The organism is Stenotrophomonas maltophilia group sp. SKK55, from assembly GCF_057179845.1.
The window spans coordinates 512,593-538,748 of sequence record NZ_JBXUHP010000018.1 but is presented as its reverse complement, the minus strand read 5'-3'; the positions used below and the strand labels follow the sequence as shown (position 1 = coordinate 538,748).

General features: G+C 66.6%; 23 protein-coding genes and 1 pseudogene. 8 read left to right on the top strand and 16 right to left on the bottom strand.

Going from position 1 to position 26,156, the window contains the following annotated elements; all coding sequences use genetic code 11:
* Nucleotides 1–167: 167 nt before the first annotated feature.
* From AC2A1N_RS11575 to AC2A1N_RS11560, 4 genes are all read right to left on the bottom strand, one after another.
* On the bottom strand, nt 168–1,379 hold the full coding sequence (locus tag AC2A1N_RS11575; RefSeq protein WP_049411264.1) for an OprO/OprP family phosphate-selective porin: 1,212 nt from the start codon (nt 1,377–1,379) through the stop codon (nt 168–170).
* A 196-nt stretch (nt 1,380–1,575) separates the two neighbouring features.
* Complete coding sequence (gene nth / locus AC2A1N_RS11570) at nt 1,576–2,265, bottom strand: endonuclease III (RefSeq protein ID WP_053501078.1); 690 nt, start codon at nt 2,263–2,265, stop codon at nt 1,576–1,578.
* Complete coding sequence (locus AC2A1N_RS11565; RefSeq protein WP_061478535.1) at nt 2,265–2,618, bottom strand: hypothetical protein; 354 nt, start codon at nt 2,616–2,618, stop codon at nt 2,265–2,267. The genes nth and AC2A1N_RS11565 overlap by 1 nt, the downstream gene beginning before the upstream one ends.
* Nucleotides 2,619–2,622: 4 nt before the next feature.
* The gene (locus AC2A1N_RS11560; RefSeq protein ID WP_242892874.1) at nt 2,623–3,405 is read right to left on the bottom strand and encodes an enoyl-CoA hydratase-related protein; all 783 of its coding nucleotides are present in this window, start codon (nt 3,403–3,405) and stop codon (nt 2,623–2,625) included.
* A gap of 167 nt (nt 3,406–3,572) precedes the next feature.
* Between AC2A1N_RS11560 and AC2A1N_RS11555 the strand changes: the two genes are divergently transcribed.
* The 3 genes from AC2A1N_RS11555 to AC2A1N_RS11545 all read left to right on the top strand — a co-directional run bounded on the left by AC2A1N_RS11555 (nt 3,573) and on the right by AC2A1N_RS11545 (nt 6,121).
* Nucleotides 3,573–4,274, top strand: coding sequence for an FKBP-type peptidyl-prolyl cis-trans isomerase N-terminal domain-containing protein (locus tag AC2A1N_RS11555; RefSeq protein ID WP_005408797.1), 702 nt, complete (start codon nt 3,573–3,575; stop codon nt 4,272–4,274).
* Nucleotides 4,275–4,418: 144 nt separating this feature from the next.
* Nucleotides 4,419–5,222: a CoA pyrophosphatase gene (locus AC2A1N_RS11550; RefSeq protein WP_242892876.1), complete on the top strand. Its 804-nt coding sequence runs from the start codon at nt 4,419–4,421 to the stop codon at nt 5,220–5,222.
* Entirely contained in the window at nt 5,219–6,121 is a 903-nt protein-coding gene (locus AC2A1N_RS11545) for a sulfurtransferase (protein WP_072166777.1), read from the top strand. Before AC2A1N_RS11550 ends, AC2A1N_RS11545 begins: the two co-directional genes overlap by 4 nt.
* A 303-nt stretch (nt 6,122–6,424) precedes the next feature.
* Here the strand turns inward: AC2A1N_RS11545 and AC2A1N_RS11540 are convergent, their stop codons facing one another.
* A complete protein-coding gene (locus AC2A1N_RS11540; protein WP_061478531.1) occupies nt 6,425–6,991 on the bottom strand; it encodes an N-acetylmuramoyl-L-alanine amidase in 567 nt (188 codons plus the stop codon).
* A gap of 72 nt (nt 6,992–7,063) precedes the next feature.
* On the opposite strand from AC2A1N_RS11540, the gene AC2A1N_RS11535 reads away from it, so the two are divergent.
* Together AC2A1N_RS11535 and rlmKL are read left to right on the top strand one after the other, a co-directional pair.
* A complete protein-coding gene (locus AC2A1N_RS11535; protein ID WP_024958728.1) occupies nt 7,064–7,591 on the top strand; it encodes an alpha/beta hydrolase in 528 nt (175 codons plus the stop codon).
* 145 nt (nt 7,592–7,736) lie between these two features.
* Entirely contained in the window at nt 7,737–9,875 is a 2,139-nt protein-coding gene (gene rlmKL, locus AC2A1N_RS11530) for a bifunctional 23S rRNA (guanine(2069)-N(7))-methyltransferase RlmK/23S rRNA (guanine(2445)-N(2))-methyltransferase RlmL (protein ID WP_061478530.1), read from the top strand.
* Between the two features lie 71 nt (nt 9,876–9,946).
* On the opposite strand, the gene AC2A1N_RS11525 is transcribed toward rlmKL, so the two are convergent.
* The 7 genes from AC2A1N_RS11525 to aptA form a co-directional block, all read right to left on the bottom strand.
* Nucleotides 9,947–10,420 (bottom strand): hypothetical protein, encoded by a 474-nt coding sequence (locus AC2A1N_RS11525; RefSeq protein ID WP_065186092.1) that lies wholly within the window; start codon nt 10,418–10,420, stop codon nt 9,947–9,949.
* A 29-nt stretch (nt 10,421–10,449) separates the two neighbouring features.
* On the bottom strand, nt 10,450–10,779 hold the full coding sequence (locus tag AC2A1N_RS11520; RefSeq protein ID WP_134969126.1) for a DUF3325 domain-containing protein: 330 nt from the start codon (nt 10,777–10,779) through the stop codon (nt 10,450–10,452).
* Nucleotides 10,776–12,413: a PepSY-associated TM helix domain-containing protein gene (locus AC2A1N_RS11515; RefSeq protein ID WP_242892878.1), complete on the bottom strand. Its 1,638-nt coding sequence runs from the start codon at nt 12,411–12,413 to the stop codon at nt 10,776–10,778. Before AC2A1N_RS11515 ends, AC2A1N_RS11520 begins: the two co-directional genes overlap by 4 nt.
* Nucleotides 12,410–12,724: a DUF3649 domain-containing protein gene (locus AC2A1N_RS11510; protein ID WP_061478527.1), complete on the bottom strand. Its 315-nt coding sequence runs from the start codon at nt 12,722–12,724 to the stop codon at nt 12,410–12,412. Before AC2A1N_RS11510 ends, AC2A1N_RS11515 begins: the two co-directional genes overlap by 4 nt.
* Before the next feature lie 243 nt (nt 12,725–12,967).
* Nucleotides 12,968–14,254 (bottom strand): DUF445 domain-containing protein, encoded by a 1,287-nt coding sequence (locus AC2A1N_RS11505; RefSeq protein WP_242892881.1) that lies wholly within the window; start codon nt 14,252–14,254, stop codon nt 12,968–12,970.
* A 124-nt stretch (nt 14,255–14,378) separates the two neighbouring features.
* Nucleotides 14,379–15,257: a hypothetical protein gene (locus tag AC2A1N_RS11500; RefSeq protein WP_061478525.1), complete on the bottom strand. Its 879-nt coding sequence runs from the start codon at nt 15,255–15,257 to the stop codon at nt 14,379–14,381.
* Between the two features lie 63 nt (nt 15,258–15,320).
* On the bottom strand, nt 15,321–16,673 hold the full coding sequence (gene aptA / locus AC2A1N_RS11495) for an omega-aminotransferase AptA (protein WP_061478524.1): 1,353 nt from the start codon (nt 16,671–16,673) through the stop codon (nt 15,321–15,323).
* Between the two features lie 104 nt (nt 16,674–16,777).
* Between aptA and AC2A1N_RS11490 the strand changes: the two genes are divergently transcribed.
* On the top strand, nt 16,778–18,274 hold the full coding sequence (locus AC2A1N_RS11490) for an aldehyde dehydrogenase (RefSeq protein ID WP_242892884.1): 1,497 nt from the start codon (nt 16,778–16,780) through the stop codon (nt 18,272–18,274).
* 243 nt (nt 18,275–18,517) lie between these two features.
* Nucleotides 18,518–19,819 (top strand): MFS transporter, encoded by a 1,302-nt coding sequence (locus AC2A1N_RS11485; RefSeq protein WP_242892952.1) that lies wholly within the window; start codon nt 18,518–18,520, stop codon nt 19,817–19,819.
* Here the strand turns inward: AC2A1N_RS11485 and AC2A1N_RS11480 are convergent.
* From AC2A1N_RS11480 to AC2A1N_RS11470, 3 genes and pseudogenes are all read right to left on the bottom strand, one after another.
* Nucleotides 19,800–20,261, bottom strand: coding sequence for a bacteriohemerythrin (locus AC2A1N_RS11480; RefSeq protein WP_049416324.1), 462 nt, complete (start codon nt 20,259–20,261; stop codon nt 19,800–19,802). The two genes, AC2A1N_RS11485 and AC2A1N_RS11480, sit on opposite strands and share 20 nt — an antisense overlap.
* An 85-nt stretch (nt 20,262–20,346) precedes the next feature.
* The gene (locus AC2A1N_RS11475) at nt 20,347–21,690 is read right to left on the bottom strand and encodes a diguanylate cyclase (RefSeq protein WP_061478522.1); all 1,344 of its coding nucleotides are present in this window, start codon (nt 21,688–21,690) and stop codon (nt 20,347–20,349) included.
* A 95-nt stretch (nt 21,691–21,785) separates the two neighbouring features.
* Nucleotides 21,786–23,348 (bottom strand): annotated as a pseudogene (locus AC2A1N_RS11470) (MASE1 domain-containing protein).
* A gap of 562 nt (nt 23,349–23,910) precedes the next feature.
* On the opposite strand from AC2A1N_RS11470, the gene AC2A1N_RS11465 reads away from it, so the two are divergent.
* Nucleotides 23,911–24,297 (top strand): hypothetical protein, encoded by a 387-nt coding sequence (locus tag AC2A1N_RS11465; protein ID WP_229298531.1) that lies wholly within the window; start codon nt 23,911–23,913, stop codon nt 24,295–24,297.
* A gap of 159 nt (nt 24,298–24,456) precedes the next feature.
* Here AC2A1N_RS11465 and AC2A1N_RS11460 read toward each other — a convergent pair whose 3' ends face one another.
* The gene (locus AC2A1N_RS11460; RefSeq protein WP_484372288.1) at nt 24,457–26,049 is read right to left on the bottom strand and encodes an MASE1 domain-containing protein; all 1,593 of its coding nucleotides are present in this window, start codon (nt 26,047–26,049) and stop codon (nt 24,457–24,459) included.
* Between the last annotated feature and the right edge of the window lie 107 nt (nt 26,050–26,156).

The following is a 26,156-nucleotide window of genomic DNA, read 5'->3' as shown; positions in this document are numbered from 1 at the left end:
TTCCATAACGGTTGCGTGACACGTCCGCGTCTGTCATATGACGCGGGCGTGACACGCGTCATGAGGGATGTCATGTCCGCTGTGCCGGCAGGGCGGCACGCGTACCGCTGCAACGACGAAGGCACGGCCGGGGCCGTGCCTTCGCGGTTCAATGCAGGTGGCTGGACTTACCAGAAGAACTGCGCGCGGGCTTCCAGGATGTTGGGATCGTCGTTGACGAAACCGCGCGCCGTGGAGCTGTACTTCTTGCTGTCGACCATCACGTAGTTGAGCATCAGCTTGAAGTTGGAACGCAGGTACCAGTTGGCGCCCACGGTCCAGATGTCCATCTTGCCACCCAGCACGCCATCGACGATCGGCGGGCGACCGGCGACCGGATTGGCGGCGAGGTTGCCGTCATTGAGGTCCATGTGGTCGTAGCGCACGCCCAGCTGCCACTGGCCGCCGGCCGGGTTGTTCGGCAGGCCGGTGCCCGGAGTGCCGCCCTTGTAGCTCCAGGTCTCGCCGGTGACGTTCCACACGCCGCTGATGTAGTAGCCGTCGCTGGTGTAGTTGTCGTGGTCGTAGCGCTTGGCCTTGCTGGTGTAGTACTCGGCCTGGGCCTTGAACGGGCCCTGGAAGTACATCGCTTCGGCACCGATGGTGCTGACGCGGTCGGTGTCGGTCAGGTTGCCGCTGTCGACCAGGCGGGCAGTGGCGAGGTCGGCATTCGGACGCGCGCGCACGCGCAGGGTGTCGGCGTCGGCGTCGTAGTTGACGTAGCTCAGACCGAAGTGCAGGACCTGGCCTTTTTCATTGATCGGGGCCCAGGTGCCACGCGCGCCGTAGCCGCTGCCGTGGGCCAGGTTGCGGGTCAGCTCGCGGCCGAAGGCGCTGGCGGTCACCGACCAGTTGTCCTGGCCGTAGCTGTACGCGCCGCCCAGGCGGCGGGCGATGGCATAGGTATTGGTGACCGCTGCCTTGGAAATGAAATCGTTGTTCTTGGTGCTGGACAGTTCTTCCAGGCTGTTGGGCTGCTTGAACTGGCCCAGCTGCAGGAAGTGGTTGGCGTTGCCCAGCAGCTTGTACTTCACGTTGGTGTCGAGGAACTTGTCGGCCTTGGCGTCATAGCCGACCACCCACTCCACGTTGCCCGGGCCCTTGCCCTTCAGCACCAGCTCGGCGCGACGCAGTTCGAATTCGCTGTTCTTGCCGTTGCCGGCGTCGCCACCGTTGAGGTCGACCACATCGTTGTGGAACCAGTTGCCGTCGGCCTGGACCAGGCCTTCGAAGGTGATTTCCGAACCGCCGATCACGTCGATGGCGACTTCGGCGTGTGCAGCCGGCACATACAGCGCAGCAGCCACGGCCACCGTCAGGAGTTGGTGATGCAGTTTCATGGAGAGGAGCCTTGCAGGCAGGTGGGAAGATGCGCGCAGGCTAGAAGGTAAAGATTGCGTAAATGTGACAGTTCACGCGCGGCAGACATCCGCCGCAGGCCCCGTCACGGCAGGGCCTGCCATTGAAACCGCTTGCGTATGACGCCCGGATTGCGACCCGGTTGCAGTAGATCCACGCCCTGCGTGGATGCTGCCGTCACTCGGCCGTGGTCTTTTCCTTGAACCGGCACAGGTCGGCGATCACGCAGCCCGGGCAATCCGGCTTGCGCGCCTTGCACACATAACGTCCGTGCAGGATCAGCCAGTGATGCGCGTCGAGCAGGAACTCGGCCGGAATCACCTTCACCAGCTTGTCTTCCACTTCGCGCACGTTCCGGCCCGGCGCCAGTCCTGTGCGGTTGGCGACGCGGAAGATATGCGTGTCCACCGCCATCACCGGCTCGCCGAACGCGGTGTTGAGCACCACGTTGGCGGTCTTGCGCCCGACACCCGGCAGCGCTTCCAGCGCTTCGCGATCGCGCGGCACTTCACCGCCATGCTTCTCCAGCAGGATCGCGCAGGTGGCGATCACGTTCTTTGCCTTGGCGTTGAACAGCCCGATGGTGGCGATGTACTGCTTCAAGCCATCCTCGCCGAGCGCAAGGATCTTCGCCGGCGTGTTGGCGACCGGGAACAATCGGCGCGTGGCCTTGTTGACGCCGACGTCGGTGGCCTGCGCCGACAAGGCCACCGCTACCAGCAGCTCGAACGGCGAGCTGTACTCCAGTTCGGTCTTCGGGTGCGGGTTGAGTTCGCGCAGGCGGGTGAACATCTCCACCACGTCGGCGCGTGGCATCGTGCCGCCACGCCGCGCCGGGGCGCGTGCGGTCTTCTTCGTGGTGGCCATTACTGTTCCTTGCCGCGGGCGCGGGCCTTGGCCCGGGCCAGAATCGCGGCTGCCGCAGCGGGCAGGGCGGGCTTCACGTCCGGGGCGGGTGCCGGGGTGCGGCGTGCATCGCGCTCGGCCTCGCGGCGGGCCAGGCGCACCGCACGGGCGCGGTGGCGTTCGCGTGCAGCCCAGGCCGCGCGCAGTTGCTGCTGGGCCTGGCACAGGCGTTGCGGAAGGTCGGGGTGGTCGGGCAGCAACCGGTCGTCGCCGGCACGGACGACGTAGTCCATCAGCCCGGCCTGCAGGGCGCCATCGAGATCGTCTGCCTGGACCCGGGCGAACAACTGCGCGGGGTTGGGTCGGGATGCCATGGCGTCAGCGGTTCTGGAAGGCCGGCGCGCGGCGTTGCAGGAAGGCGCTGGTGCCTTCGCGCATGTCCTCGGTGGCGAACAGCAGGCCGAACTGCGCACTTTCGTACTCCAGCCCGGCTTCCAGGCTGCATTCGCCGCCCACGTGCACCGCGTCGAGCAGGCCACGCAGGGCCAGCGGCGCCGAGCGCGCCAGCTGGCGGGCGACGTCCTGCACGCGGTTGTCCAGCGCGTCGGCCTGCACGACTTCGTTGACGATGCCCAGTTCCAGCGCACGCGCGGCGTTGATCGGCGCTCCCAGCAGGCACAGCTCCAGGGTAGCGGCGCGGCCGCACAGGCGCAGCAGGCGCTGGCTGCCGCCGAAGCCGGGGATCAGGCCGAGGTTGATTTCCGGTTGGCCGACCTTGGCGGTATCTGCGGCGATGCGCAGGTGGCAGGCCATCGCCAGTTCCAGGCCACCGCCCAGTGCGAAACCATTCACGCGTGCGATGACCGGCTTGGGCATGCGCTCGATCTGGCGCGTCAGGGCCTGGCCCAGCAGCGAGAAATCACGTCCCTGAACGGCGCTGAGAGTGTTCATTTCCGCGATGTCGGCACCGGCCACGAACGCCTTGGGGCCCGCCCCGGTCAATACCACGACGCGCACCTCCGGATCGGCGGCGGCGTCCCTGAAGGCATCGGCCAGGGCCTGCAGGGTCGCGGCGTTGAGGGCATTGAGCTTGTCCGGGCGCTGGACGGTCACGGTGCGGATGGCGCCGTCGTCAGCGACAGCGATCAGGGCATCGGCCACGGGGAAACTCCTGAAACGTTAAAAAAAAGTGATATTGAACTCTGCAAACGCAGACGGGTCATAGCCTGCATCGTTAGTAGCGGTTACACGTTGCGCCCGTTATCCTAACCCGTCGCCTCAGGGCGGCGCAGAACGTCCCTGAGTTACCACCCCTGGAGAACTGTTTGATGAAGTTGCGTTCTATCGCGGTCGCCGTCGCGGCCCTGGCCCTGACGGGCAATGCCTTCGCCCAGGACGTCTCGTCCGAAAAGGGCAAGCTGAGCTACTACTTCGGTTACGACTACGGCAACAACCTGGCGGAGCTGACCGGTCGTGGTGAGCAGCTGGACATCAACTCGGTGGTGAAGGGCCTGCAGGATGCCTACGCCAAGAAGCAGCCGGCGATCACCGCCGAGCAGCTGAAGCCGGCCGTTGAAGCGTTCCAGAAGCGCGAGCAGGGCCGTGCCCAGGCCGCCAAGGCCGAGTACGAAAAGGCGGCTGCCGAAAACAAGACCAAGAGCGACCAGTTCATCGCGGCGAACAAGGCCAAGGCCGGCGTGCAGTCCCTGCCGAGCGGCGTCCAGTACCGCGTGATCGAGGCCGGCAAGGGCGCCAAGCCGACCCAGGCCAGCACCGTGCAGCTGGAAGTGGCCGGTCCGTTCCCGTACGGCCAGCGCCCGACCGAAGCCCGCCCGGCCCAGCAGATCCCGTCGATCAAGGTCAGCGAAGTCGAAATGAAGGCCATGCGCGAGACCCTGCTGCAGATGCCGGCAGGCTCGAAGTGGGAAGTCACCCTGCCGCCGGACCAGGCCTACGGTGCCGATCCGCGCACCCCGTTCCCGCCGAACGTGGCTGTGCAGTTCGAGATCAAGCTGGTCAGCGTCAAGTAAATCGAAGCAGCAAACCAAACGCGCCGGTGACCCCACCGGCGCGTTTTTGTTTGCGCAGTGCGCGACCTGTAGCGCTGCGCCATGGGCGTCGTATCGTCCCGCGCAAATTCAGCCCGATCGCGCTACTGTTGGCGGGTGCAAACAATGGAAGAAACGGCGCGTGTTGTCGCAAGTCCCTGCATCGGAGTGTGCACGCTGGATCCGCACCGGCAATGCACCGGCTGCGGGCGGCATATCGATGAGATCGCGCGGTGGTCGTCGATGAGCAACGAGGAACGCAGCCGCATCCTGCATCGCGTGCAGCCCCTGCGCGAACAACTGCAGCAATCGCTGCGTGGCTCGCTGGCCGACCACGAGCGACTGATGCGCGCGCTGCACCCCTTGGCCCGACCACCTGCGGGCGACGGCTGGAACCGCAGTGAGCTGTCCGACCTGCTGCCGCCCGGGCCTCCGGTGGAGGCTGCGGTGCTGGCCGGCATCGTGCCGCGCGCCAACGGCGCACAGGTGATCCTCACCCGTCGCACCGAAACACTGCGCACCCATGGTGGCCAGGTCGGATTCCCCGGTGGCCGCACCGAACCCGATGACCGCGACGCGCTGGCGGCCGCGCTGCGCGAGAGCCAGGAAGAAATCGCATTGGCGCCCGGCCAGGTGCAGGCGCTGGGCTATCTCGATCCCTTCGTGACGATCACCGGCTACCGGGTCACGCCGGTGGTGGCGGTGGTCGATCCGGAGTTCGTGCCGGTGCCGCAGCCCAGTGAAGTGGCCGAGGTATTCGAGGTGCCACTGGATTACCTGATGGCGCCCGACAGCCTGCGCCAGGTCGAAATCAATCATCGCGGCCGGGTTCGCCACGTCCTTGAGTATGGCTGGCCGGGCCAGCGCATCTGGGGCGCGACCGCCGCCATTCTCTACAACCTGCGTCGCCGCCTGGAGCAAGTGCAATGAAGCCGATCGATCCGCCGTGGACCACCCTGGTCGATGTCGCCACCCTTGCCGCTGCGCTGGGCGACGGCGTGCGGGTGGTCGACGCGCGCGCCACCGCCAGCACCGCCGTGCGCGTGGTCGATGCGCGTGCTTCGCTGGCCGACCCGCAGGCTGCGGGCGGCCAGTACCTGGCAGGGCATATCCCGACTGCGGTGCATGCCGATCTCAACCGTGATCTGTCCGATCTCAGCCGCGTCGGCCATGGTCGCCATCCATTGCCGGACAGCGATGCCTTTGCTGCGAAGCTGGGGCAGTGGGGCATCGGCCCCGACACCCAGGTCGTGGTCTACGATGGCAGCGACGGCAGCATGGCCGCCTCGCGCCTGTGGTGGCTGCTGCGCCTGATCGGTCACACCCGGGTGGCCGTACTCGACGGCGGCATCGCCGCGTGGCAGGCCGCCGGCCACGCGTTGGAAAGCGGCCAGGCTGGGGTGAACGCGCTGCCTGATTACCCCGGCCGTTTCGACACCACCCAGATCGCCAACGCCGATGAAATCACCGCGCGGCTGAAGCATGCACCGGGCTGGCTGGTGGACGCGCGCGCGGGTGAACGCTTCCGTGGTGAAGTGGAGCCGCTGGACCCGGTGGCCGGGCATGTGCCGGGCGCGGTCAACCGCCCGTTCGCATTGAACGTGCTCGACGGCCGCCTGCGCGACGCACAGGAGCTGCGCGCCGAACTGCAGGGCGTGATCGGCAACCGCGATCCGCAGCAGGTGGTGCTGATGTGCGGTTCCGGCGTGACCGCCTGCCACCTGCTGCTGGCGATGGAAACGGCCGGCCTGAGCGGCGCACGCATCTATGCCGATTCCTGGAGTGGTTGGGTGAGCGACAGCAGCCGCCCGGTGGCGACCGGCGCCTGAGCCGCGCGGGGGCGGATCCGTTTTCCAACGGAAAACGGCTCTGACCCCATCAACCGAAAATCGGGGTCAGAGCCCGTTGCGCAGCAACGGGAGCCGACCCCGTGTCGATTCGAGGGATCGCGGAGATCTGTCGAAGGCGGGGTGGGTCCGGTTGCGGGGGTGTCCGCGGCATGGATGCCGCGGACAAGCCGCCATGGATGGCTTTACGGCGTCCCCCGCAATCGGATCCACCCCGCCATCCCTCGAAATGCCAGCTCTTGACGTTGACGTTGCCTCTGCAGGTGCAGGGCGCAGCCCTGCTGCTTACTCCAACCCCTGCAGCGGCACCTTCGCCAGCACCCGCGCCCACGGGAACAAGGGCCCCGGATCGCGCTTGCGTGCCACCCTCAGCGTCGGATCATCGCTGGCCGGCATTTGCTCCAGATCCAGCTGGTCGTGCCCGGCAATCCGCCGCAGCGACGGATAGCGCGCCACCAGCGCCAGCAGCAGCCGCTCCAGCGCTTCCAGCTGTGGCTCGGTGTAGGCCTCGTCCATCGCCTGGTGGCGGCTGTCGAACCAGTCCGGATAGCGCCCGCGGTTGACCAGCTCGATGCCCAGCGTATGCGCGTTCATGCCGCGCACGTGATGGGCCACGCGTTCCGGCGCCACGTACTGCACCACGCTGCCATCGCGGTCGATGTAGAAGTGCCCGCTGTTGCCGGCGCCGCTGTCGTACAGCACGCGCTCGCCGTACTCGCGGGCCATCGCCAGATCGGGCAGCTCGGTGCAGTGGATCACCACCATTTCCAGCGAGGCGGGATCCCGCAGCGGCAGTCGGTCGTGATAGGGCAGGGGCTGCAGCTGCAGGCCGGGCAGGAGCGGGTTGGGCATCCGGCGATGCTAGCATTGCGGCATGAACCTGCCTTCCCTTTCCTCGCCGGCCCGCGCCCACGGAGCACGCGCATGAGCCGCGGCCACTGCATCCTCTCCCATGGTTTCGAGAGCGGCCCGGAGGCGACCAAGGTCACCGCGCTGGCCGAGGTGGCGCAACGCCTGGGCTGGACCCACGAGCGCCCCGACTACACCGACCTGGACGCGATGAGCGAGGTCAGCCGGGTGGGCGACGTGCCGACCCGCCTGCGCCGTCTGGTTGAACGCGCCGCCATCGCGGCCCGTCAGGGGCCGGTGGTGCTGGCCGGCTCCAGCCTGGGCGCCTACATCTCCGCCATCGCCTCGCTGCAGGTGCCGGTAGCTGGCCTGTTCCTGATGGTGCCACCGACCACCATGGGCCCGATGCCGGCGCTGGACGCCGCTGCGGTGCCGACCACGGTGGTGCAGGCCTGGCATGACGATGTGGTACCGGCTGCCGGCGTGATTGCCTGGGCGCAGGCGCGTTCGGCGCAGTTGCTGCTGGTTGACGACGGTCACCGCCTGGAGCGCCACGTGGAGGCCTCCGCGCAGGCCTTCGAGCGCCTGCTGCGGCAACTGTGAAGCCAGGGCGCACGGCGCGCCCGCCCGCATTGACTACAATGGCAGCCCCGCCGCCCCCGGCGCGGGCCTGCCGGCCGTGCCTACGGCCCTCCTTTCCGACCGGCCCGGCCCCTGTGCCGCGCCCGACCACCTGCGAACCGATCCCGTGAAATTCTTCGTCTCCTGCGCCAAGGGCCTGGAATACCTGCTTGCCGATGAACTGTCGGCCCTGGGCCTTGGCAAGGCCACCGCCACCATTGCCGGCGTCAACGCCGATGGCGAACTGGCGCAGGCGCTGCGGATCGTGATGTGGTCGCGCCTGGCCAGCCGGGTGCTGTGGCCGATCGACGAGTTCGACTGCCCGGACGAGCAGGCCCTGTATGACGGCGTGCGTGCACTGCCGTGGCACGAGCACATCTCGCCGGAGATGACCCTGGCGGTGGATGCGCACGTGTCCGGCGACAAGATCACCCATGCACGCTTTGCCGCGCAGCGGATCAAGGATGCGATCGTCGACCGCATGCGCGACGAAGGCCTGGAGCGGCCCTCGGTCAATACCGATCTGCCCGACGTGCGCGTCAACCTCTCGCTGCGCAAGGGCCGCGCCTCGCTGTCGATCGACCTCGGCGGTGGCCCGCTGCATCGCCGTGGCTGGCGCGGTGCCGCCCACGAGGCGCCGCTGAAGGAAAACCTGGCCGCCGCGCTGCTGCTGCGCGCGCAATGGCCGCGCCTGCATGCCGCGGGCGGTGGCCTGCTGGATCCGATGTGTGGCAGCGGCACGCTGCTGATCGAAGGCGCGCTGATGGCCGCCGACGTTGCTCCAGGCCTGATGCGGCATGGCAGCCTGCCGCCGAGCCGTTGGCTGGGCTTCGACAAGGCGGCCTGGAAGTCCATCCAGAGCGAAGCACGTGAGCGCGAAGCGGCCGGCCTGGCCGCGTTGAAGCCGGTCATCCACGGCAGCGACATCGACCCGGCTGCGATCCAGGCGGCCCGCGAGAATGCCGAGGTCGCCGGCGTCGCCCACGCGATCCGTTTCACCCGCGCCGATGTCGCCGACCTGGCCGCGCCGGAACAGGAGATCGGTGCGGTGGTCTGCAACCCGCCGTACGACGAGCGCCTGGCCGCCGATCCGGCGTTGTATCGTGCACTGGGCAATGCCTTGCAGAAGGCGGTGCCGCAGTGGCGCGCCAGCCTGCTGTGTGGCAATGACGAACTGGCCTTTGCCACCGGCCTGCGCGCCAGCAAGAAGTACCAGATGTTCAACGGTGCGCTGGAATGCGCGCTGATCGTCTGCGATCCGATCGCTGTGCCAGGCCGTGATCCGGCACAGCCCCGCGAGCTGAGCGAAGGCGCGCAGATGGTGGCCAACCGCCTGCGCAAGAACCTGAAGAAGTTCAAGAGCTGGCGTGCCCGCGAGGACATCACCTGCTTCCGCGCCTACGACGCCGACCTGCCGGAGTACGCGGCGGCCATCGACGTCTACGAGGAAGAGGGTGGCAGGCGGCGTACCTTCCTGCATGTGCAGGAATATGCGGCACCGGCGGCGATTCCCGAGAACGACGTGCGCCGCCGCCGCAATGAGCTGCTGGCCGCCGCGCGCGAAGTATTCGGCGTGCCGCCGGAGCAGGTGTCGATGAAATCGCGCGAGCGCGGCAAGGGCGGCAGCAAGTACGGCCGCTTCGAGCAGCGCGACGAGTTCATCGTGGTGCGAGAGAACAACGCGCTGCTGCAGGTGAACCTGTTCGACTACCTCGATACCGGCCTGTTCCTTGACCACCGCCCGCTGCGCCGGATGATGGCCGAGCAGGTGCGTGGCAAGCGTTTCCTGAACCTGTTCTGCTACACCGGCGTGGCCAGCGTGCAGGCCGCCGTGGCGGGTGCCGCCAGCACGACCAGCGTCGACCTGTCGGCTACCTACCTGCAATGGTGCTACGACAACCTGGCGTTGAACGGACAGGGGGGCAACCAGCACCTGCTGGTCCAGGCCGACGCGATGGCCTGGCTGGAAGGCGACCGTGGCCAGTACGACGTGATCTTCTGTGACCCGCCGACTTTCTCCAACTCCGCACGCGCCGATGACTTCGACGTGCAGCGCGAACAACTGAAGCTGCTGCGTGCGGCGGTGGCGCGGCTGGCACCGGGTGGCGTGCTGTACTTCTCCAACAACTTCCGCCGCTTCAAGCTGGAAGAGAACGCCATCGCCGAGTTCGCCCAGTGCCGCGAGATCACCGCACGCACGATTGGTCCGGATTTCGAGCGCAACGCGCGCATCCACCGCGCGTGGGAACTGAAGCGGTTGGGGTAAGCCCGGTAGTGCCGGCCGCTGGCCGGCATTACCGCATCTGGTCCGTAGATCCACGCCATGCGTGGATCGGCCTAAAGCACCAACAATCGCCCCGGCGCATGGGCCAGGGGCCAATGGCCCTGTTCGTACAGCGCAAGCACAGGCTCCCAGTGTGCCGGCAGGCCGAGATGCATCTCCAGCAGGCGTTGCCGGAAGGCGAACATCGCCCCATCGCGCGCCACCAGCTGCAGGTCATGTGCACCACAGCGCAGTGCCGGCAGATCCAGTGCCGAAAGCGCGCGCATCAACGTGCGGTTGAGTTCGCGTCGGGCGTCGGCGAGTTCGGCGGGATGGGGCAGGGCGCCGTGAAACGGATCCGAATCGCCCAGTGTCGTGGGCATCCATTCGAAACCATCGGTATCGATGGTCCGCAGTGCTTCGGCCAGCGACCGAACGGCGACGACGCCGGCCGCTATGGGCAGTGTTTCACCCAACCGGGAAAAAAAGCCGATTCCAGACATCCGCTGCAGCATGCTATCCATACGGGCATTGTAGATCCACGCCATGCGAGGATGCCGCTGTCCCCGTCCTGCGGCTACAGCAATTCCAGCACCAACCCCAGCACCGGCAGCGCGATCGCCAGCGGCGCAATCCATGTTGGACGATACGGATACAACCCGAACGACAGCGTCACGCCGGCCAGGGTCATTGCCCCCAGCCACAGCACCGGGCCCATCGCCCAGCCTTGGTCGGCCACGCACAGTGCGAACGCAGCCGCCAGCAGCGCCCAGCCCAGCACCCGCCACTGCATCCGCCGTGCGGGTGCGGCCGCGGCCTTGCCATGCAGGTCGTGCTGGTGCTTTTCCATCGACAGCGACAGCGCGGTGAACGCAGAGAACGACAGCGCCAGTGCCAGCAGCATCATGCGCTGGCCTCCGCTTCGGCCGCTTCTGCAGTGTTCACCGATGCCTTCGGCGCAGCCGCAGCGGCCGCACGTTTCTTCTTCTCGGCCGCACTCAGCGGTGGCGTCCAGCGCTGCATGCGCCAGCCGCACAGCGCCAGCATCGCGCCGAACGCGATCATCGAAAGATCGACGCCGGCCAGTACCCAGTCGCCGCTGCGCAGTGTGATGCCCAGATGCGCGTGCGTGGTCAGCGCATTGACCACCGGCACCAGTGCGAACGCGGCCGCACCCAGGTACAGCTGCCACGCCCACATCATCCGCTTCGGCCAGATGAAGGCGGCCAGCAGCGCGCCGCCCCAAGCGTAGAAGAACACGTTGGCCTCGGCACTGGAGCGCTCGGCGATCTGCAGCGGCAGCAGGCGGTTGCCCCAGAAGTACGCCGCGAAGGCGATCGGCAGGCCGGCCACGGTGCCGATATTCAGCGCATCGACCAGGCGCAGGCCGAATCCGGTACGCCCGTTCCTGGCATGCCTGGGACGCTCCTTCACCGCCCACAGCACCACGCCGCTGGCGACCATCAGGCAGCCGACCAGGCCGGACAGGAAGAACAGTGCGCGCAGGCCCCAGTCGGCGAAGCGCGCCAGGTGCAGGCCATACAGCACGCCACGGGTGGCGGTGGCGCCGCCGGACGGCGGCGTCTCTTCCAGCAGCGCACCGTTGACCATGTTGTAGCGCAGCGCCGGGGTGTTGGTGGACAAACGCCTGCCGTCGCGTTGGCGGATGTCGATCACCGCATTGGCAGCGCCCGGGTTGGACACGGTGAAGCCGGCCACTTCCACGCCGTGCCAGTGTGCACGCGCGCTGTCCAGCAGCTGTGCGATCGGCAGCGGCGTGGCGCGGCCTTGTGCCGGCGCGGTCACCTCTGGCATGCCGCCGAAGGCTTCGCTGAAGAACTTGTCCTCGTCCTGCGGGTAGGCGACTTTCACCCCCCACGGCAGGTACATGATCATCAGAGTGACGATGCCGGTGTAGGTGATCATCGCGTGGTACGGCAGGGCCATCACCGCGCTGACGTTGTGGAAATCCAGCCAGGACCGCAGGCCCTTGTCCTTGCGGAAGGTGAAGAAGTCCTTGAAGATTTTCTTGTGGGTGATGACGCCGGTGATGATCGCCACCAGCATGAACATCGCGCAGAACCCGACCAGGTAGCGCGCCCAGTACACCGGGATGTAGTGCAGGTCGAAGTGCAGGCGGTAGAAGAAGTCGCCGCCACGGGTCTCGCGCGCCTTCAATGCCTGGCCGGTGTTCGGGTCGAGCGTGGCGTCGCCGAAGCCACCGCGACGGCCACGACTGGGGTCGGCCAGTTCCGGTGGCAGCCGCCAGAACAGCTGCATGGCCGGGTTGCGCGGCTGCGGCAGGGTGACGAACCAGTTCTCGGCGTGGCTCGCATTGGCCTGCAGGTAGTCCACCGCGCGCTGCGCGGCCACGTCGATGCTGACGTTGCTGGACGGCAGCTCCGGGCGCATCCAGCGACTGATTTCCTCGCGGTAGTAGCTGGCCGTGCCGGCCATGAAGATCAGCAGCAGCAACCAGCCGACCAGCAGGCCCGTCCAGGTATGCAGCCAGGCCATCGACTGGCGGAATCCGTTCTTCATGCCCAGGCTCCCAACAGGCGTGCGACCGCCGCCATCAGCAAGGCGGGGGCGAGGATGCCGACCCAGGCCCGCAGCGCGCTGCGGGTGGCGAAGGCCCACAGCGCGGCGCAGGCAGCCACCAGAATGGCCAGCAGCATGCCGGTCAGCACGGTCTGGCCGCGCGCGCCGGGCAACGCCACCGCGCAGAACACGCTGGTCATCGAGGCCAGCGCATAGCCGCCGAAAATCGCGGCCAAAGCGCGTGACAGCACGCCCCAGCGCGGGTTGGAGAACAAGGTGCGGGGGCTGGCGGGGGTGGGCGAGCGGTCCACGGCGTTCCTGAGGTAGGAGAAGGGATGGAACGCGTCCGCGGCCCCCTTGCGCCCTGCGCATGTCGCCCAGCGTGTCCCATCGACAAAGCACTGCCCGCGCAGACGGGCAGCCCAGAAGTCGGGGCAGTACACGGGCGATGGGCACGTCTTCGTGCCCGTTTGGCTAAGCGTACAACCGATCAGTAAATGATATGTATTCGCATTTTATGAATCAAGCGTGCTGATCGTGGGCGTTGGCCGGGGCTAGAACCTGAACACCACGGTTGCCGCATGCAGCAGCAGGCCGATCAACCCGCCCACCAGGGTGCCGTTGAAGCGGATGAACTGCAGGTCGCGACCCACGCTCAGTTCCAGTTGCTCGACCAGGTGCCGCTCGTCCCAGCCCTTCACGGTCTGCGCGATATGCGTGGTCACGCCCTCGCGCAGGCGGCCGGTCAGGCGCTGCGCACCTTCCAGCAGGTGCTGGTTGAGGGCCTCGCGCAGGGCCGGGTCGGCCTGCAGGCTGCTGCCCAGCGACGCCAGGCTGCGCTGCAGGTGGCCGACCAGTGCCGAGTCCTCGCGTTGCAGGTCGGCGCGCAGGCTGGCATGGATGCGCGCCCACAGCCCCTGCACGTAGTCCTGCAGGGCGGGGTGGTCGATCATGTCCTGCTTGAGCTGTTCGATGCGCTCGGCCAGCGCCGGGTCTTCGCGCAGGCGCTGCACGTAGTTCTGCAGCCAGGTCTCATAGTCCTGGCGCAGCGGATGCTGCGGCTCGGCCAGCACCTGTTGCAGTTCTTCCAGTACCGCCCGCGCCAGGCGCTCGGCCAGGCTGTCGCCGATCTCGTCGATCGGCTTGACCCAGTTCACCGTGCTCGACAGCGTCGGCCATTCGCGCTGGATGTAGCGCACGATCAGCTGCGAGGCGCGTTCCTTCACCTCCGGCTGCTCCAGCCAGCGCCCCAGCCGCTGCAGGCCCTCGTCCAGCACGCGCTGGTGGCGTCCATCGGCGGTCAGCAGGGCCAGCAGTTCACCGGCGGTGGCAGCGGCATTCCACTGCCGCAGCTGCTGCACCACGAAGGCGTGCAGTTGCCGGCGTACCGCGGTTTCGTCGAAGAAATCCAGTGCCTGCAGCGCCCAGCTGCGGGCCATGTCGGCCAGCATCCGCGAGCGTGCCGGGTCGGCCAGCCAGCTGCCGAGACGGCTGGCCGGATCGAACACCTGCAGCTTGGCCAGCAGCACACCTGGCTCCAGGAACTGGTCGCGCACGAACAGCGCCAGGCTGTCGCCGATGCGCTCCTTGCTGCGCGGGATGATCGCGGTGTGCGGAATCGGCAGGCCCATTGGCCGCCGGAACAGCGCAACGACTGCGAACCAGTCGGCCAGCGCGCCGACCGCAGCGGCCTCGCAGAAGGCCGAAACCCAGGCCCAGATGCCGCGTTCGCCGTGCCAATGGCTGACCGCGAATCCGGCCAGCATCAACAGCAGCAGGCCCAGTGCGAGGGCTTTCAGGCGCCGCAGCTGGGCGCGGCGCGGATCGTGGGCAGGCGTCATTGCACGAGTCTAACCGCAGCCCGGTGATGCCTGCCTGTAGAGCCGAGCCCATGCTCGGCTGCCTTGCGTGCGGCAAACCGCAGCCGGGCATGGGCCCGGCTCTACATGAGAGGTTCGCGCCTTTTTAAAGCGCTTCCAGTTGCTTGCGCAGCGCGGCCAGCTGGGCGCGCAGGGTGTCGTTCTCGCGGGTCAACGCGACCACGCGGCGGCGCAGGGCCGGGGCATCCTCGCCCAGCTGTTCCAGCGCCAACAGCACTTCGGCGTCGCGGCTGGCGATCTCGTCCTCGCTGGGCTCCTCGAAGTCCATCTCGGCCGCGTCCGGCTTCGGCGCGCGCGGCTTGCGTTTGGATTCGCGCACGCGCTTGGCCGCCTGCTTCAGCTCGTCCTTGCCACCGGCGGCGGCGGCGCGCTGCTCCTCTTCGGGCAGGTCGGCCACGGCTGCAGCGGCGCTGATCGAGATCACGCCGGCCTTCACTGCCTCCACCACTTCGGGGGCAGCCTGGGCGTGGATGCGCTCGATCATGCCGACCTGGCTGGTACTCAGCTTGGCTTCGCGGGCCAGCTCGGCGCGGCTGAGCTTCGGTGCCGGCTCCCACGGCGGGCTGTCTTCGCCCGCCTCATCGGCAATCTCGGCGGTACCGTCGCTCTCGCGCTGCAGCTGCGCCTGCTCGACCTGCTTGCGGGCGGCCAGGATGTCGCGCTTGCGCAGCGCCAGCACGCCGCGCTGGAAATCGGACACGCTGCGACGGCCCAGATGCTGTTCGATCATCCACAGGTGCACGTCTTCCATGCTCTGGAAGCGCGTGTTCTGCACGGTGTTGAAGGGCAGGCCATGCTTCTGGCAGATGCCGAAACGGTTGTGACCATCGACCAGCACATTACCCCACAGCACCAGCGCATCGCGGCAGCCTTCGGCCAGGATGCTGCGCTCCAGCGCGTCATGTTCGTCCGCAGTCAGCGGGTCGATGTAGGCCTTGAGTTCTTCTTTGACGACGATATCCATGGGCACGGCAGCGAGCAGGAGCGGAACCGCCCATTGTACCCGCTCGCCACCACCGGCCCGGGCTCAGGCGGTGGCCCCGATCATCTCGCCCAGGGTGCCGGTGATCTGGTCGATCTGTGCCTTGTCCACGATCAGCGGCGGCGACAGCGCGATGATGTCACCGGTACAGCGCACCAGCAGCCGGCCGTCGTGGAAGCAGCGCCGGAACACCTCGTAGCCGCGGCTGCCAGGTGCATCGCGGCGCGGCGCCAGCTCGACCGCACCGACCAGGCCGAAGTTGCGGATGTCGATCACGTTGGGCAGGCCCTGCAGCGCGTGCAGCCGTTCCTGCCAGTACTCGCCCAGTTCGATGGCGCGCTCGAACAGGCGCTCCTCGGCGTAGACGTCCAGTGTTGCCAGCGCTGCGGCGCAGGCCAGCGGGTGCCCCGAGTAGGTATAGCCGTGGAACAGCTCGATGGCCTGCGGCGGGGCCTGCATCAGCGTGGCATGCACGGCGTCGCTGGCCAGCACGCCGCCCAGCGGCACCGCGCCGTTGCTGACCGCCTTGGCAAAGGTCAGCAGGTCCGGGGTGACCCCGAAGCGCTGTGCGGCGAAGGGCATGCCGACCCGGCCGAAACCGGTGATGACCTCATCGAACACCAGCAGGATGCCGTGGTGGTCGCACAATTCGCGCAGGCGCTGCAGGTATCCGGGCGCGGGCAGGATCACCCCGGCGGAGCCGGCGATGGGCTCGACGAAGACGGCGGCAATCGTCGAGGCGTCATGCAGCGCGATCAGCCGTTCCAGGTCGTCGGCCAGCTCCGCGCCCTGGCGCGGCAGGCCCTTGCTGAACGCGTTGCGCTGCAGGTCCAGGGTGTGGCGCAGATAGTCCACGCCCCCCAGCTGCAGGCCGAACGCCCTGCGGTTGTTGGGCAGACCGCCCAGTGCCATGCCACCGAAACCGACGCCGTGATACGCCTTCTCGCGGCTGATGAAGCGCGTGCGCTGGCCCTCGCCACGCTGGCGGTGGTAAGCCAGCACGATCTTCATCGCGGTATCCACCGCCTCCGAGCCGGAGCTGGTGAAGAACACATGGTTGAGCAGGGCCGGAGCCAGTGCGGCCAGCCGCTGTGCCAGCGCGAAGGCCGGCGGCGAGCCCATCTGGAAAGCGGGCGAGTAGTCGAGCGTGCGTGCCTGCCCGGCGATGGCCTCGACGATGCGCGGTCGCGCGTGGCCGGCGTTGCAGCACCACAGGCCGGCGGTGCCGTCAAGGATCTGTCGGCCATCGATGTCTTCGTAGTGCATGCCTTCGGCGCGGACCAGCATGCGTGGTGCCGCCTTGTACTGGCGATTGGCGGTGAATGGCATCCAGTAAGCGTCCAGTGACTCGGGGCGCTGTGTGGCCAGGTCGTGCAGGTCGCTCGCGGAACGCTTCATGCCAGCTCCATCGGGTCCGATGCGATGAATGTAGCGCAGCCACGTCACGGCGGAGTCGCGGTGACCCCGGTATAACCAAGGTTCGTTGAATGCTGGAGCTTCCCATGGCCGATTTTCCCGACCGCAGCCATTGGCAGGTGCTGGCCCTCCAGCTGTCGATGCCAGGCCAGGCCTTCATCGATGGCCGCTATGTCGATGCAGCCAGCGGCGCCCGTTTCGACTGCGTCAGCCCGATCGACGGTCGCGTACTGGCGGAGGTCGCCGACTGCGACGCGCAGGACGTGGAGCGCGCGGTAATGGCCGCGCGGCGCAGCTTCGAGGCGGGGCACTGGTCGCAGGCAAGCCCGTCCCATCGCAAACGCGTGCTGCTGGCCTTGGCGGCGTTGGTGGAAAAGCACGCCGACGAGCTGGCCCTGCTGGAAACCCTGGACATGGGCAAGCCGGTGCGTGATGCGCGCCGCATCGACCTGCCAGGCGCGGTGCGCTGCCTGCGCTGGACCGCCGAGGCCGTCGACAAGCTGTACGGCGAGATCGCGCCGACCGGCCCGCACGAACTGGGACTGGTCACGCGCGAGGCCGCCGGGGTCGTGGCCGCGATCGTTCCGTGGAACTTTCCGCTGCTGATGGCTTGCTGGAAGATCGCGCCTGCATTGGCCATGGGCAACTCGGTGGTGCTCAAGCCGTCCGAGCGGTCACCGCTGAGTGCGCTGCGGCTGGCCGCACTTGCGGCCGAGGCGGGCCTGCCAGAGGGCGTGCTGAACGTGCTGCCGGGGTACGGTGCGCGCGTCGGTGAGCCGTTGGCCCTGCACATGGATGTGGACGTGCTCGCCTTCACCGGCTCCACCGCCACGGGCGCGAAGCTGCTGCAGTGTTCAGGGCGATCCAACCTCAAGCGGGTCTGGCTGGAGTGTGGCGGCAAGAGCCCGCATGTGGTGTTCGCCGACGCCCCTGATCTGGACGCCGCCGCGAAGGCGGTGGCACAGGGTATCTTCTTCAACCAGGGCGAGGTCTGTACCGCAGGTTCGCGGCTTCTGGTACAGCGTTCGATCCGCGAGGATTTCGTGCATCAGGTGGTTGCCTATGGCCAGCACATGCACCCCCGCCATCCATTGGACCCCGATGCGCCGATGGGCGCGCTGGTGGATGCCGCGCACCTGGACAAGGTGATGGACGATATCGCGCGCGCCGAAGGCGAGGGCGCCCGGTTGCTGCTGGGTGGGCGGCGCGCCGAAGTGGAAGCCGGCGGCAGCTACGTCCAGCCCACCGTGTTCGACCAGGTGCGCCCGGAGCAGGCACTGGCGCGCGAGGAAGTGTTCGGGCCGGTGCTGGCCGTGCTGGGGTTCGAAGACGAGGCCGAAGCGGTGCGCGTGGCCAATGACAGCCGCTACGGCCTGGCCGCCGGCCTGTGGACGCGGGACCTGGGGCGGGCCCACCGCGTCGCGCGCCAGCTGCGCGCCGGCAGCATCTGGGTGAACGGCTGGGATGGCGGGGACATGACCGCTCCGTTCGGTGGCTACAAGCAGTCCGGCAACGGGCGCGACAAATCGCTGCATGCGTTCGACAAGTACAGCGAGATCAAGGCCACCTGGATCCAGTTGTAACGACGCGATTGCTGGACGGCTGTTCGCTCTCTGTAGAGTCGAGCGATGCTCGACTGCCGTTCGTTCTTCCGTGGAGCCGAGCCATGCTCGGCTGCATCTCGCGAAGAGAAGAACCGTCGAGCATGGCTCGACGTTACAGAGGCGCCTGCCCCCTCGTTGGCATCGGTGTCGGCTGAAACCATCGTGCCGTACCGCCGCCAGCCCGTGGCAGAATCGGGCGATCTGCCATTTCCCATGTTGCCGATGTCCTCGATCACCGCTGCCGCGCCGCCCGTGAATTCCCCCCGTCGTGTGCTGCTGGCCAGCCTGATCGGTACCACCATCGAGTTCTTCGACTTCTACATCTACGCCACGGCCGCGGTGCTGGTGTTCCCGCACCTGTTCTTCCCGGACAGCAGCGAACAGGCAGCCCTGCTGCAGTCGCTGGCAACCTTCGCGGTGGCCTTCATCGCACGCCCGGTTGGCTCGGCAGTGTTCGGCCATTTCGGCGATCGCATCGGCCGCAAGGCCACCCTGGTGGCTGCGCTGCTGACCATGGGGCTGTCCACGGTGCTGATCGGCCTGCTGCCGACGCACGCACAGATCGGTCTGTGGGCGCCGGCGCTTCTGGCGCTGTGCCGTTTCGGCCAGGGCCTGGGTCTGGGCGGGGAGTGGGGCGGGGCAGTGCTGCTGGCCACCGAGAACGCACCGCCGGGCAAGCGTGCCTGGTACGGCATGTTCCCGCAGCTGGGTGCACCGCTCGGCTTCCTGCTGTCGGCCGGCATCTTCCTGGTGCTCGGCCGTTGCCTGAGCCAGGCCGACTTCCTGCAGTGGGGCTGGCGCATTCCGTTCGTGGCCAGCGCGCTGCTGGTCGGCCTCGGCCTGTGGGTGCGGTTGAACATCCACGAGACCCCCGACTTCAAGCAGGCGCTGGAGCGCAAGGCGCCGGTGCGGCTGCCGATGTGGACGGTGCTGCGTGACCACCCGGTGCCGATGCTGCTCGGCACGCTGGGTGCGTTCGCCACCTTCGTGCTGTTCTACCTGATGACAGTGTTCAGTCTGGGCCATGGCACCGCGGTGCTGGGTTACAGCCGCGAGCAGTTCCTGCTGATGCAGATGGCCGGCATGCTGTTCTTCGCGCTGGGCATCCCGCTGTCGGCGCGCTATGGCGACCGCTGGGGGACGCGCCGCACGATGATCGTGGCCAGTGTGCTGATCATCGGTTTCGGCGTGCTGTTCGCGCCGCTGTTCCAGCCGCACAGCCCGTGGCTGGTCACCGCCTTCCTGTGCCTGGGCCTGTTCCTGATGGGCCTGACCTATGGCCCCTGCGGTACCTTCCTCGCCGAGATCTACCCGGTGGAGGTGCGCTACACCGGCGCATCACTGTCATTCAACCTGGCCGGCATTCTGGGTGCGGCACCGGCGCCGTACCTGGCCACCTGGCTGGCCGAACGCTTCGGCCTGGTCGCGGTCGGCTACTACCTGTGCCTGACTGCGGCAGCGACGCTGTGCGCGCTGGTGGCACTGCACCGGCGCGCGCTGCGGTTCAGCCAAAGAAGCGCTTGAGCGTGCGTCCCAGCCAGCCACCGCCCTGGTGCTCGCGGGTGAACTGGTTCAGGTGCGCCTTGACCTGTTCGGCATAGGCCTGATCATCGCCGCGGATGTGGTTGAACAACCAGCGCGAGAGCATGGTGCGCAGTTCGTCGCTGATGTCCTCGCCGGCCTGGAAGCGCAACCGGTACTCGGCCACGCGCTTGATGAAGATCTCATGCACGCGCTTGTGCGCTGCACAGAACGGGTAGCCCGCCTCCTCCATCAGCTCTTCCTCGAACGCGAAGTGCGACATGGTGTAGTCGACGACTTCGTCGATCACTTCACCCACCGCTGCACGCTGCAGGCTGGTCTGCGCCACGTGCAGGTGGTTGAGCATCTCGATGATGCGGCGGTGTTGTTGGTCGATCACATCGATGCCGATGTTCAGATCGTCCTGCCAGACAAGTAGTGCCATCCCCGGCTCCCCTTCATGCGTATGTCGGGGCCGACTGTAGAGCTGCCGTGCGGGAACGGCGTTGATCTGGATCAAAGCGAGCCGGTCAGGTCAGCGCAGGCTCGCGTGGACGCAGCGGGCTGGCCACCGTGGTGCAGCTGACCCGGTTGCGGCCACCGGCCTTGGCCAGGTACAGCTGGCGGTCGGCCTCGGAGATCAGCCGGTGCAGCGCATCGCGCTGCGGGCGCAGGCAGCACAGGCCGATGCTGACCGTCATGCGCAGGGTAGCGGTGCCGATGTCCACCTCCAGTGCGGCGATGCGCTGGCGCAGCTCCTCGAAGTACAGCAGCGCCTCGTCCTGTTCCATGTCTGGCACCAGCAGGCAGAACTCCTCGCCGCCGAAGCGCGCGATCAGGTCGTGGCTGCGTGCATGCGCGGTCACCGCGCCGGCCACCGCGCGCAGCGCGTCGTCGCCTGCTTCGTGGCCATGGGTGTCGTTGATGTGCTTGAAGTGGTCGATGTCGATCATCGCCACCGCCACGCATTGGCCGTGCAGCTGCAGCTGCGGCAGCTGGCGCTGGCTCTGCTCCAGGAAGAAGCGGCGGTTGGGCAGGCCGGTGAGGAAGTCGCGGGTGGCCAGGTCCTGCAGGGTGCCGATCAGTTCCAGCTGGTCCACGTTCTGCGAGACGCGGCAGAAGAACTCCTCGCGCGAGAACGGCTTGCGCAGGAAATCGTTGGCGCCGTTCTTCAGGAAGCGCGGGATCAATGAGGCGTCGGTATTGCCGGAGATGCCGATCACCGCCACCTTGTCGCGCGAGCGCAGGGTGCGGAGGCGACGGGTGAATTCCACGCCTTGCATGCCGGGCATTTCCTGGTCGACCACCGCCAGGCGGATCGCCGGATGCGCCTCGATAGCAGCCAGGCCCTCGTTGCCGTCGGCGGCTTCGTGCACCTCATGCCCATACATCCGCAGCAGGGCGGCGGCATAGCCACGCGCGGACGGCGAATCGTCCACCACCAGCGCGGCGATGCGCCGGTTGCGTTCCAGCCGCTGCACCAGCCATACCAGGTAGTCGATGCTGCCGGGGGTGTTCTTCAGCACGTAGTCGATGATCTGCTGCTGCAGCACGCGCTTGCGCAGGTCCTCGTCGTAAACGCCGCTGACCACCACCGTCGGCAGGTCGCGCTTGAGGAAGAATTCGACCACTGCATCGCGGTCGCCGTCGGCCAGCACCAGTCCGGTCAGCACCAGGAACCAGCCTCCGTCTTCGCTGAGCAGCCGGTCGGCCTCGGCCAGGGTGGAGGCGATCACCACCGGCAGTTCCAGGCGCTGCTCGATGGCTTCGCGCAGCATGCCGGTGAACGCACGGGAGTTTTCGACCAGCAGGATCCGCTGCGGCAGCGGATCGGCCAGGTCGCCATCGACGGCGGCCTGCGGCAGCACGGGCATGATGCGGTGGCTCACGAGGGAGGGACTCGGCACGGATAGCGGCGGTTTCGGGTGTAACTTTAGCGGGGCAGTATGCCCTGCGTGTCGTTCGGCGATCAGGCGGGCGATGCGAATGACGCCGCTGTGCCCGCAATGGATTCGTGCAGGACGAGCCGGAGCCGGTTGCCACGGCAATGCACCGTACCGCCGTAGGCCATTATCCGGCCGGCCAGACGCTCCGTGGCCTGCTGAACGGTCCCACTCGACAGCGTGCAACTGCGGTCAAGCAGGCCCACGACCACCACAATGCCGCGGCGGTCGCCAGCCTGGCCGCTCCGGGCGCGCACGCTGACCTGTCCCGACTCCAGCTCCAGCAGCAGCGACACCGCCTCGATCAGCGAGCGATAGATGGCGAGCTGCAGGTCAACAGTCAGCAGGCAGGGGTTGCCCTCCAGCCGAGGCGGTATCACGCGATGGGAGTTGTCCCAGTTCTCGCATGCGCCGCCAACGCGCAGCGCGATATACAGCCCAACCTGCTCCAGCCCCGTGGGGTAGACCAGACTGGCCTGTTCACGGAACAGCCGCGAGTGCACGGATGAGGCGTGCTGCAGGCTGTTGGCCACCGCGTGATGCCCCTGCGCCTTCAGCCAGCTGACCATCTCGCCGAGCGAGCTGTCCATGCCTTCGCCGAGTTGCTTGAGATGGGAGGCGCGCTCGCGAAGTTCACGCTCACGGATCTGATGCGAACTACGTGCCAAGCGCAATGTGGTTTCCTCAGCCAGTCCACGGGACCGTGCACGCTCGTGGTGTTAGCTGATGCTGGATCCCAGGGCGAGCAGTGCGACACTCATCACGGCCATGTTCTGCTGGGTGGCGAAGGTGCCCAGGTCGAACGAGGACGGTAGGCCGGTGCTGGGAGTGGCGAAATGGAGTGGAAGGTTCAACAGCGGAATCGCGATGGCAGCGCCACGCCACCCATGCATGAAGGTCAGGGCGATCGCCGGTAGGGAGGACAGCAGCACCAGGTGGGTGCGTGTGGTGTGGGCGCTGATGGCCGTAAGCTGCATGCACAGGGCCAGGACCAGCATCACCAGGATGGCCGTGACCGTAGGTGCAGCAAAGCGGCGCGTCCAATTGGGAGCCGCGTCTCGTCGCGACCAGAGGAATGCCAGTGGCACGAGGGTAATGATGGCGGCGAAGTGGCCAAAGATCGTGCGATCAACTGCGCCAAGCAGGTTGCTCGGCGGCGGGTTCGACCACAGGGCGAATGAAATGCCCATATTGAGAGCCGGGACGAACAACGCCGTGCAGAAGGTCAGCGACAGCAGCCAGAGGCCGGCGGCGGACTCCGATGGCATTCTCATGCGGTGCAGGTGGACCACCAGCATCGCCATCGGCATCAGCAGCGTCGAGGCCAGGATGACCCAGGCCAGGCCGTAGCTGTCGATCATGGGGATGCGCAGGGTTGCGAAGTAGGCGTACTCGCCAAGCAGCAGGTAGGGCCACAGGCGGGTCGGGACGATCAGTAGTGCCGCTGCCCGGATGCCCGCAGGCAGGAAGAACTGATCCAGCGAGTACTGACGCAAGGAAAGGCAGCTCAGGGCGTAGACGGCCGCGAGTGCGATTCCGACGGGTCGTATCCGGAAGCTCAGTTCAATCGATTCATTGAATCGCTCCAAGCCCGCGCCTCTCGTCTCCCGGCCAATGATGACTGGCCACTTCCGTAGACATTATCGACAGTCGGAGAAGGGCGCAATCGAGGTGCGTGGCTTCCCCTTGTGCTGCAATTGCCGGCTTCCTGCGCTTCGTGGCCCTACACGGTCAGCAGTGCGTCGGCATAGCCACCAGCGGACGGTGAATCATCCACAATCAGCGCGTCCTCGGTTCGATCACGTTGCAGCCGTTGCACCTGCTACGTTCGGCAGTTGATGCTGTCCACTGTGTTCACTATCGCGCAATCGACAATGTCCTGCTGTTACACGCGCCTGTCCAGGTCATTTGTCGCAGATGCAGCTGACCCGCACCGTGGGCGGGTTTCGCTACGGGTATTGGCGATTTCGGCCGCAGCTTCGGCGTGGCATGGGTTTGTATCGATCCAGTGGATTATGTCCGACAGGCACTGCGGAGTCTGCCCGGTATATGCTGACGTGATTGGCGGTAGCATCCTTCTTGATCCGTATTGCATCCAACCTGGAGGTTAGTGTGAGAAGTTTCCGAATTCATGCATGTGCTGGTGCATTGATGTTGGTGCCGGTATCCGTTTTTGCTTTTGCCCCGAGTGACGACCATGGAATCAAGATGGCCGGCCAAGGACTCGGCCAGTCGATTCCGCAGGCACAGGACCTGAGCGTGGATCCCGGCTGGTTGGTCTATGGGTTCGAGCGCGATGGCATGGATTATTTCCAGGTAAACGATCTCGCGGGCCACGTGCACATCGTGATCGGCAATGCTGCGGGCACGTTCTGGGTACTGCCGGCAGGTGACCCATCTGCGAAGGTGTCGTTGCCTGAGCAGCGCCTGCCTGTTCCCGCCAAAGCCACCAGGACGGTTGTCTATCGGTCCCCCGCATTCACGCTGGTCAGATATGCAAGCGGAGCTGATGTCTTGTGGGCGGTAGAGGCACCCTGATACCGCCTGTTGCCGGGATATCGGAGAGCTTCAGTGTCAGACCGCATGGGCACCCGGATGTTCGCCGGGTGCCCATGACGCCTTTGGCCAGCGGGATGAGCGGGACGTTCATGCGATACCGCTGCGTTGGTTCGATCCGATCGCTTGACTGTGAATGCACTACTGCAGCGCAGAGGGTGCAGGGCAGCTGTACCGTGATGGAGCACTGGGCTGTGTCTCAAGTTTTGTTTCACGGTCGAGGAACAGGATCCTGACCCGGTTGCGATAGCAGTCAACGGTCCCGTCATAGGGCAGGGTTCGCCCGGTCAGCCGCTCGAACGCTGCCATGGTTGTCTGCTGGGAAAGACGCCGACGCGACTCCAGCAGCGACACGACCATGAGAATTCCGCGCCTGGAGCCCATTCCGCCGCATCTTGCACGAATGCGAATCTGTCCACCTTCATGCTTGAGAAGAATGGAGACCGCATCAATGAGTGTCCGGTAAGCGGCCAACTGCAGTTCCACGCTCAGGTTGCAGGGGTCGCCTTTCAGATCAGGGCGGAGAACGCGCTCCGTCAGCTTCCACGACTCACGGATGCCACCAGCCTGCAAAGCCACGTAAAGCCCAAGATGCTCCAGGCCCGAGGGATAGACCATGCTTGTCTGTTCGCGAAAGAGTCTCGAATGTACATTCGAGGTATGCAGAAGGCTGCTGGCCACTGCGTGATGTCCCTGGGCCTTGAGCCAGTCGGCCAGCTCCACCAGTGACGTATCAATGCCGTCGCCGAGCTTGCGAAGGTGCAGGGCACGCTCACGCAGCTCCATCTCGCTGGCCAATTGCGAGCTCCTCGCAAGATGGATGGCGTCCCTTTCCCCCATCTCGCGCAGCCGGTAACGATGGTAGAAGTGGGTGATGCGTGATCCGAGCAACAGCAATACGATGCCGCTGATCGCCATGATCTGCTGGGTGATGAAGGCCGCGGGATCGAATGCGCTGGGATGGGTGTTGGGCGTGGTCAGACCGATGACCATGTTGAGCACCGGTACTGCAAGGGCGGCACCCTTCCAGCCATACAGGCAGGTAAGTGCGGCCGCGGGGAGTGCCAACAGCAGCAGGAGCGTTGCCTTCAGCGCAACCCCGTCTGCGGGCAGTTGAGTTGCTGCTATCCCGATCAGGAGCATCGATGAAAGTGCCGCCAGCATCGGGGTCTTTCGTTCAGCGTTCCATTCCTGCCCCACGTCCTGTCGCGCCCACAGCATGGCGATGGGGGCCACCGTCAGAATGCCGATGAAGTCGCCCACGCTGTAACGCGCCGCACTGGTCAGGAAGGGCGTGGAAGGGGGTGTTGGCCAGAGCAGATGGGAAAAGCTGAGGTTCAGCAGCGTAACTACGACGCTGGAAGCGGCGGCAATCAACAAAAGGCCGATCGTCTGCGACTCCGCCATCAGTCGCCGTTGCAGCTTCACAATCAACATCACTGCGGGCATGAGGAACGCGGAGGCAACAATGACCCATGTCAGGCCGTACTTCTCGATCATTGGCACGCGGGACTGTGCAAAGTACGCATATTCGCCCAGCAGCAGATACGGCCACAGGCGCGGCGGGCACAACAGTACGGCCGCCACCCGGATGCCGGCTGGCAAATAGAACTGATCCAGCGACAGCTGTCGGGTTGCCCAATAGGCAACTGCATAAAGCAAGGCAAGCATCAGGCCAGCCGGACGAATGCGCACCTTCAGCAACAATCCTTCTTTCCACCAGTCCAATCGCACGTCCCCCTCTCCTGCGTGTCCCCTGTCAGCTTCCATTCGCCGCGAGGCCCGGTTTCTCAGGACGTTATCGGTCTGCGAACGATTATGCAATTGCACAGCGGCGCATT

Coding starts and splice junctions, on each gene's coding strand:
- AC2A1N_RS11575 (WP_049411264.1), bottom strand. CDS start 1,379: ATGAAACTGCATCACCAACTCCTGACGGTGGCCGTGGCTGCTGCGCTG.
- nth (WP_053501078.1), bottom strand. CDS start 2,265: ATGGCCACCACGAAGAAGACCGCACGCGCCCCGGCGCGGCGTGGCGGC.
- AC2A1N_RS11565 (WP_061478535.1), bottom strand. CDS start 2,618: ATGGCATCCCGACCCAACCCCGCGCAGTTGTTCGCCCGGGTCCAGGCA.
- AC2A1N_RS11555 (WP_005408797.1), top strand. CDS start 3,573: ATGAAGTTGCGTTCTATCGCGGTCGCCGTCGCGGCCCTGGCCCTGACG.
- AC2A1N_RS11550 (WP_242892876.1), top strand. CDS start 4,419: ATGGAAGAAACGGCGCGTGTTGTCGCAAGTCCCTGCATCGGAGTGTGC.
- AC2A1N_RS11545 (WP_072166777.1), top strand. CDS start 5,219: ATGAAGCCGATCGATCCGCCGTGGACCACCCTGGTCGATGTCGCCACC.
- AC2A1N_RS11540 (WP_061478531.1), bottom strand. CDS start 6,991: ATGCCCAACCCGCTCCTGCCCGGCCTGCAGCTGCAGCCCCTGCCCTAT.
- AC2A1N_RS11535 (WP_024958728.1), top strand. CDS start 7,064: ATGAGCCGCGGCCACTGCATCCTCTCCCATGGTTTCGAGAGCGGCCCG.
- AC2A1N_RS11525 (WP_065186092.1), bottom strand. CDS start 10,420: ATGGCGTGGATCTACAATGCCCGTATGGATAGCATGCTGCAGCGGATG.
- AC2A1N_RS11520 (WP_134969126.1), bottom strand. CDS start 10,779: ATGATGCTGCTGGCACTGGCGCTGTCGTTCTCTGCGTTCACCGCGCTG.
- AC2A1N_RS11515 (WP_242892878.1), bottom strand. CDS start 12,413: ATGAAGAACGGATTCCGCCAGTCGATGGCCTGGCTGCATACCTGGACG.
- AC2A1N_RS11505 (WP_242892881.1), bottom strand. CDS start 14,254: ATGACGCCTGCCCACGATCCGCGCCGCGCCCAGCTGCGGCGCCTGAAA.
- AC2A1N_RS11500 (WP_061478525.1), bottom strand. CDS start 15,257: ATGGATATCGTCGTCAAAGAAGAACTCAAGGCCTACATCGACCCGCTG.
- aptA (WP_061478524.1), bottom strand. CDS start 16,673: ATGAAGCGTTCCGCGAGCGACCTGCACGACCTGGCCACACAGCGCCCC.
- AC2A1N_RS11490 (WP_242892884.1), top strand. CDS start 16,778: ATGGCCGATTTTCCCGACCGCAGCCATTGGCAGGTGCTGGCCCTCCAG.
- AC2A1N_RS11485 (WP_242892952.1), top strand. CDS start 18,518: ATGTCCTCGATCACCGCTGCCGCGCCGCCCGTGAATTCCCCCCGTCGT.
- AC2A1N_RS11480 (WP_049416324.1), bottom strand. CDS start 20,261: ATGGCACTACTTGTCTGGCAGGACGATCTGAACATCGGCATCGATGTG.
- AC2A1N_RS11475 (WP_061478522.1), bottom strand. CDS start 21,690: ATGCCCGTGCTGCCGCAGGCCGCCGTCGATGGCGACCTGGCCGATCCG.
- AC2A1N_RS11465 (WP_229298531.1), top strand. CDS start 23,911: ATGTTGGTGCCGGTATCCGTTTTTGCTTTTGCCCCGAGTGACGACCAT.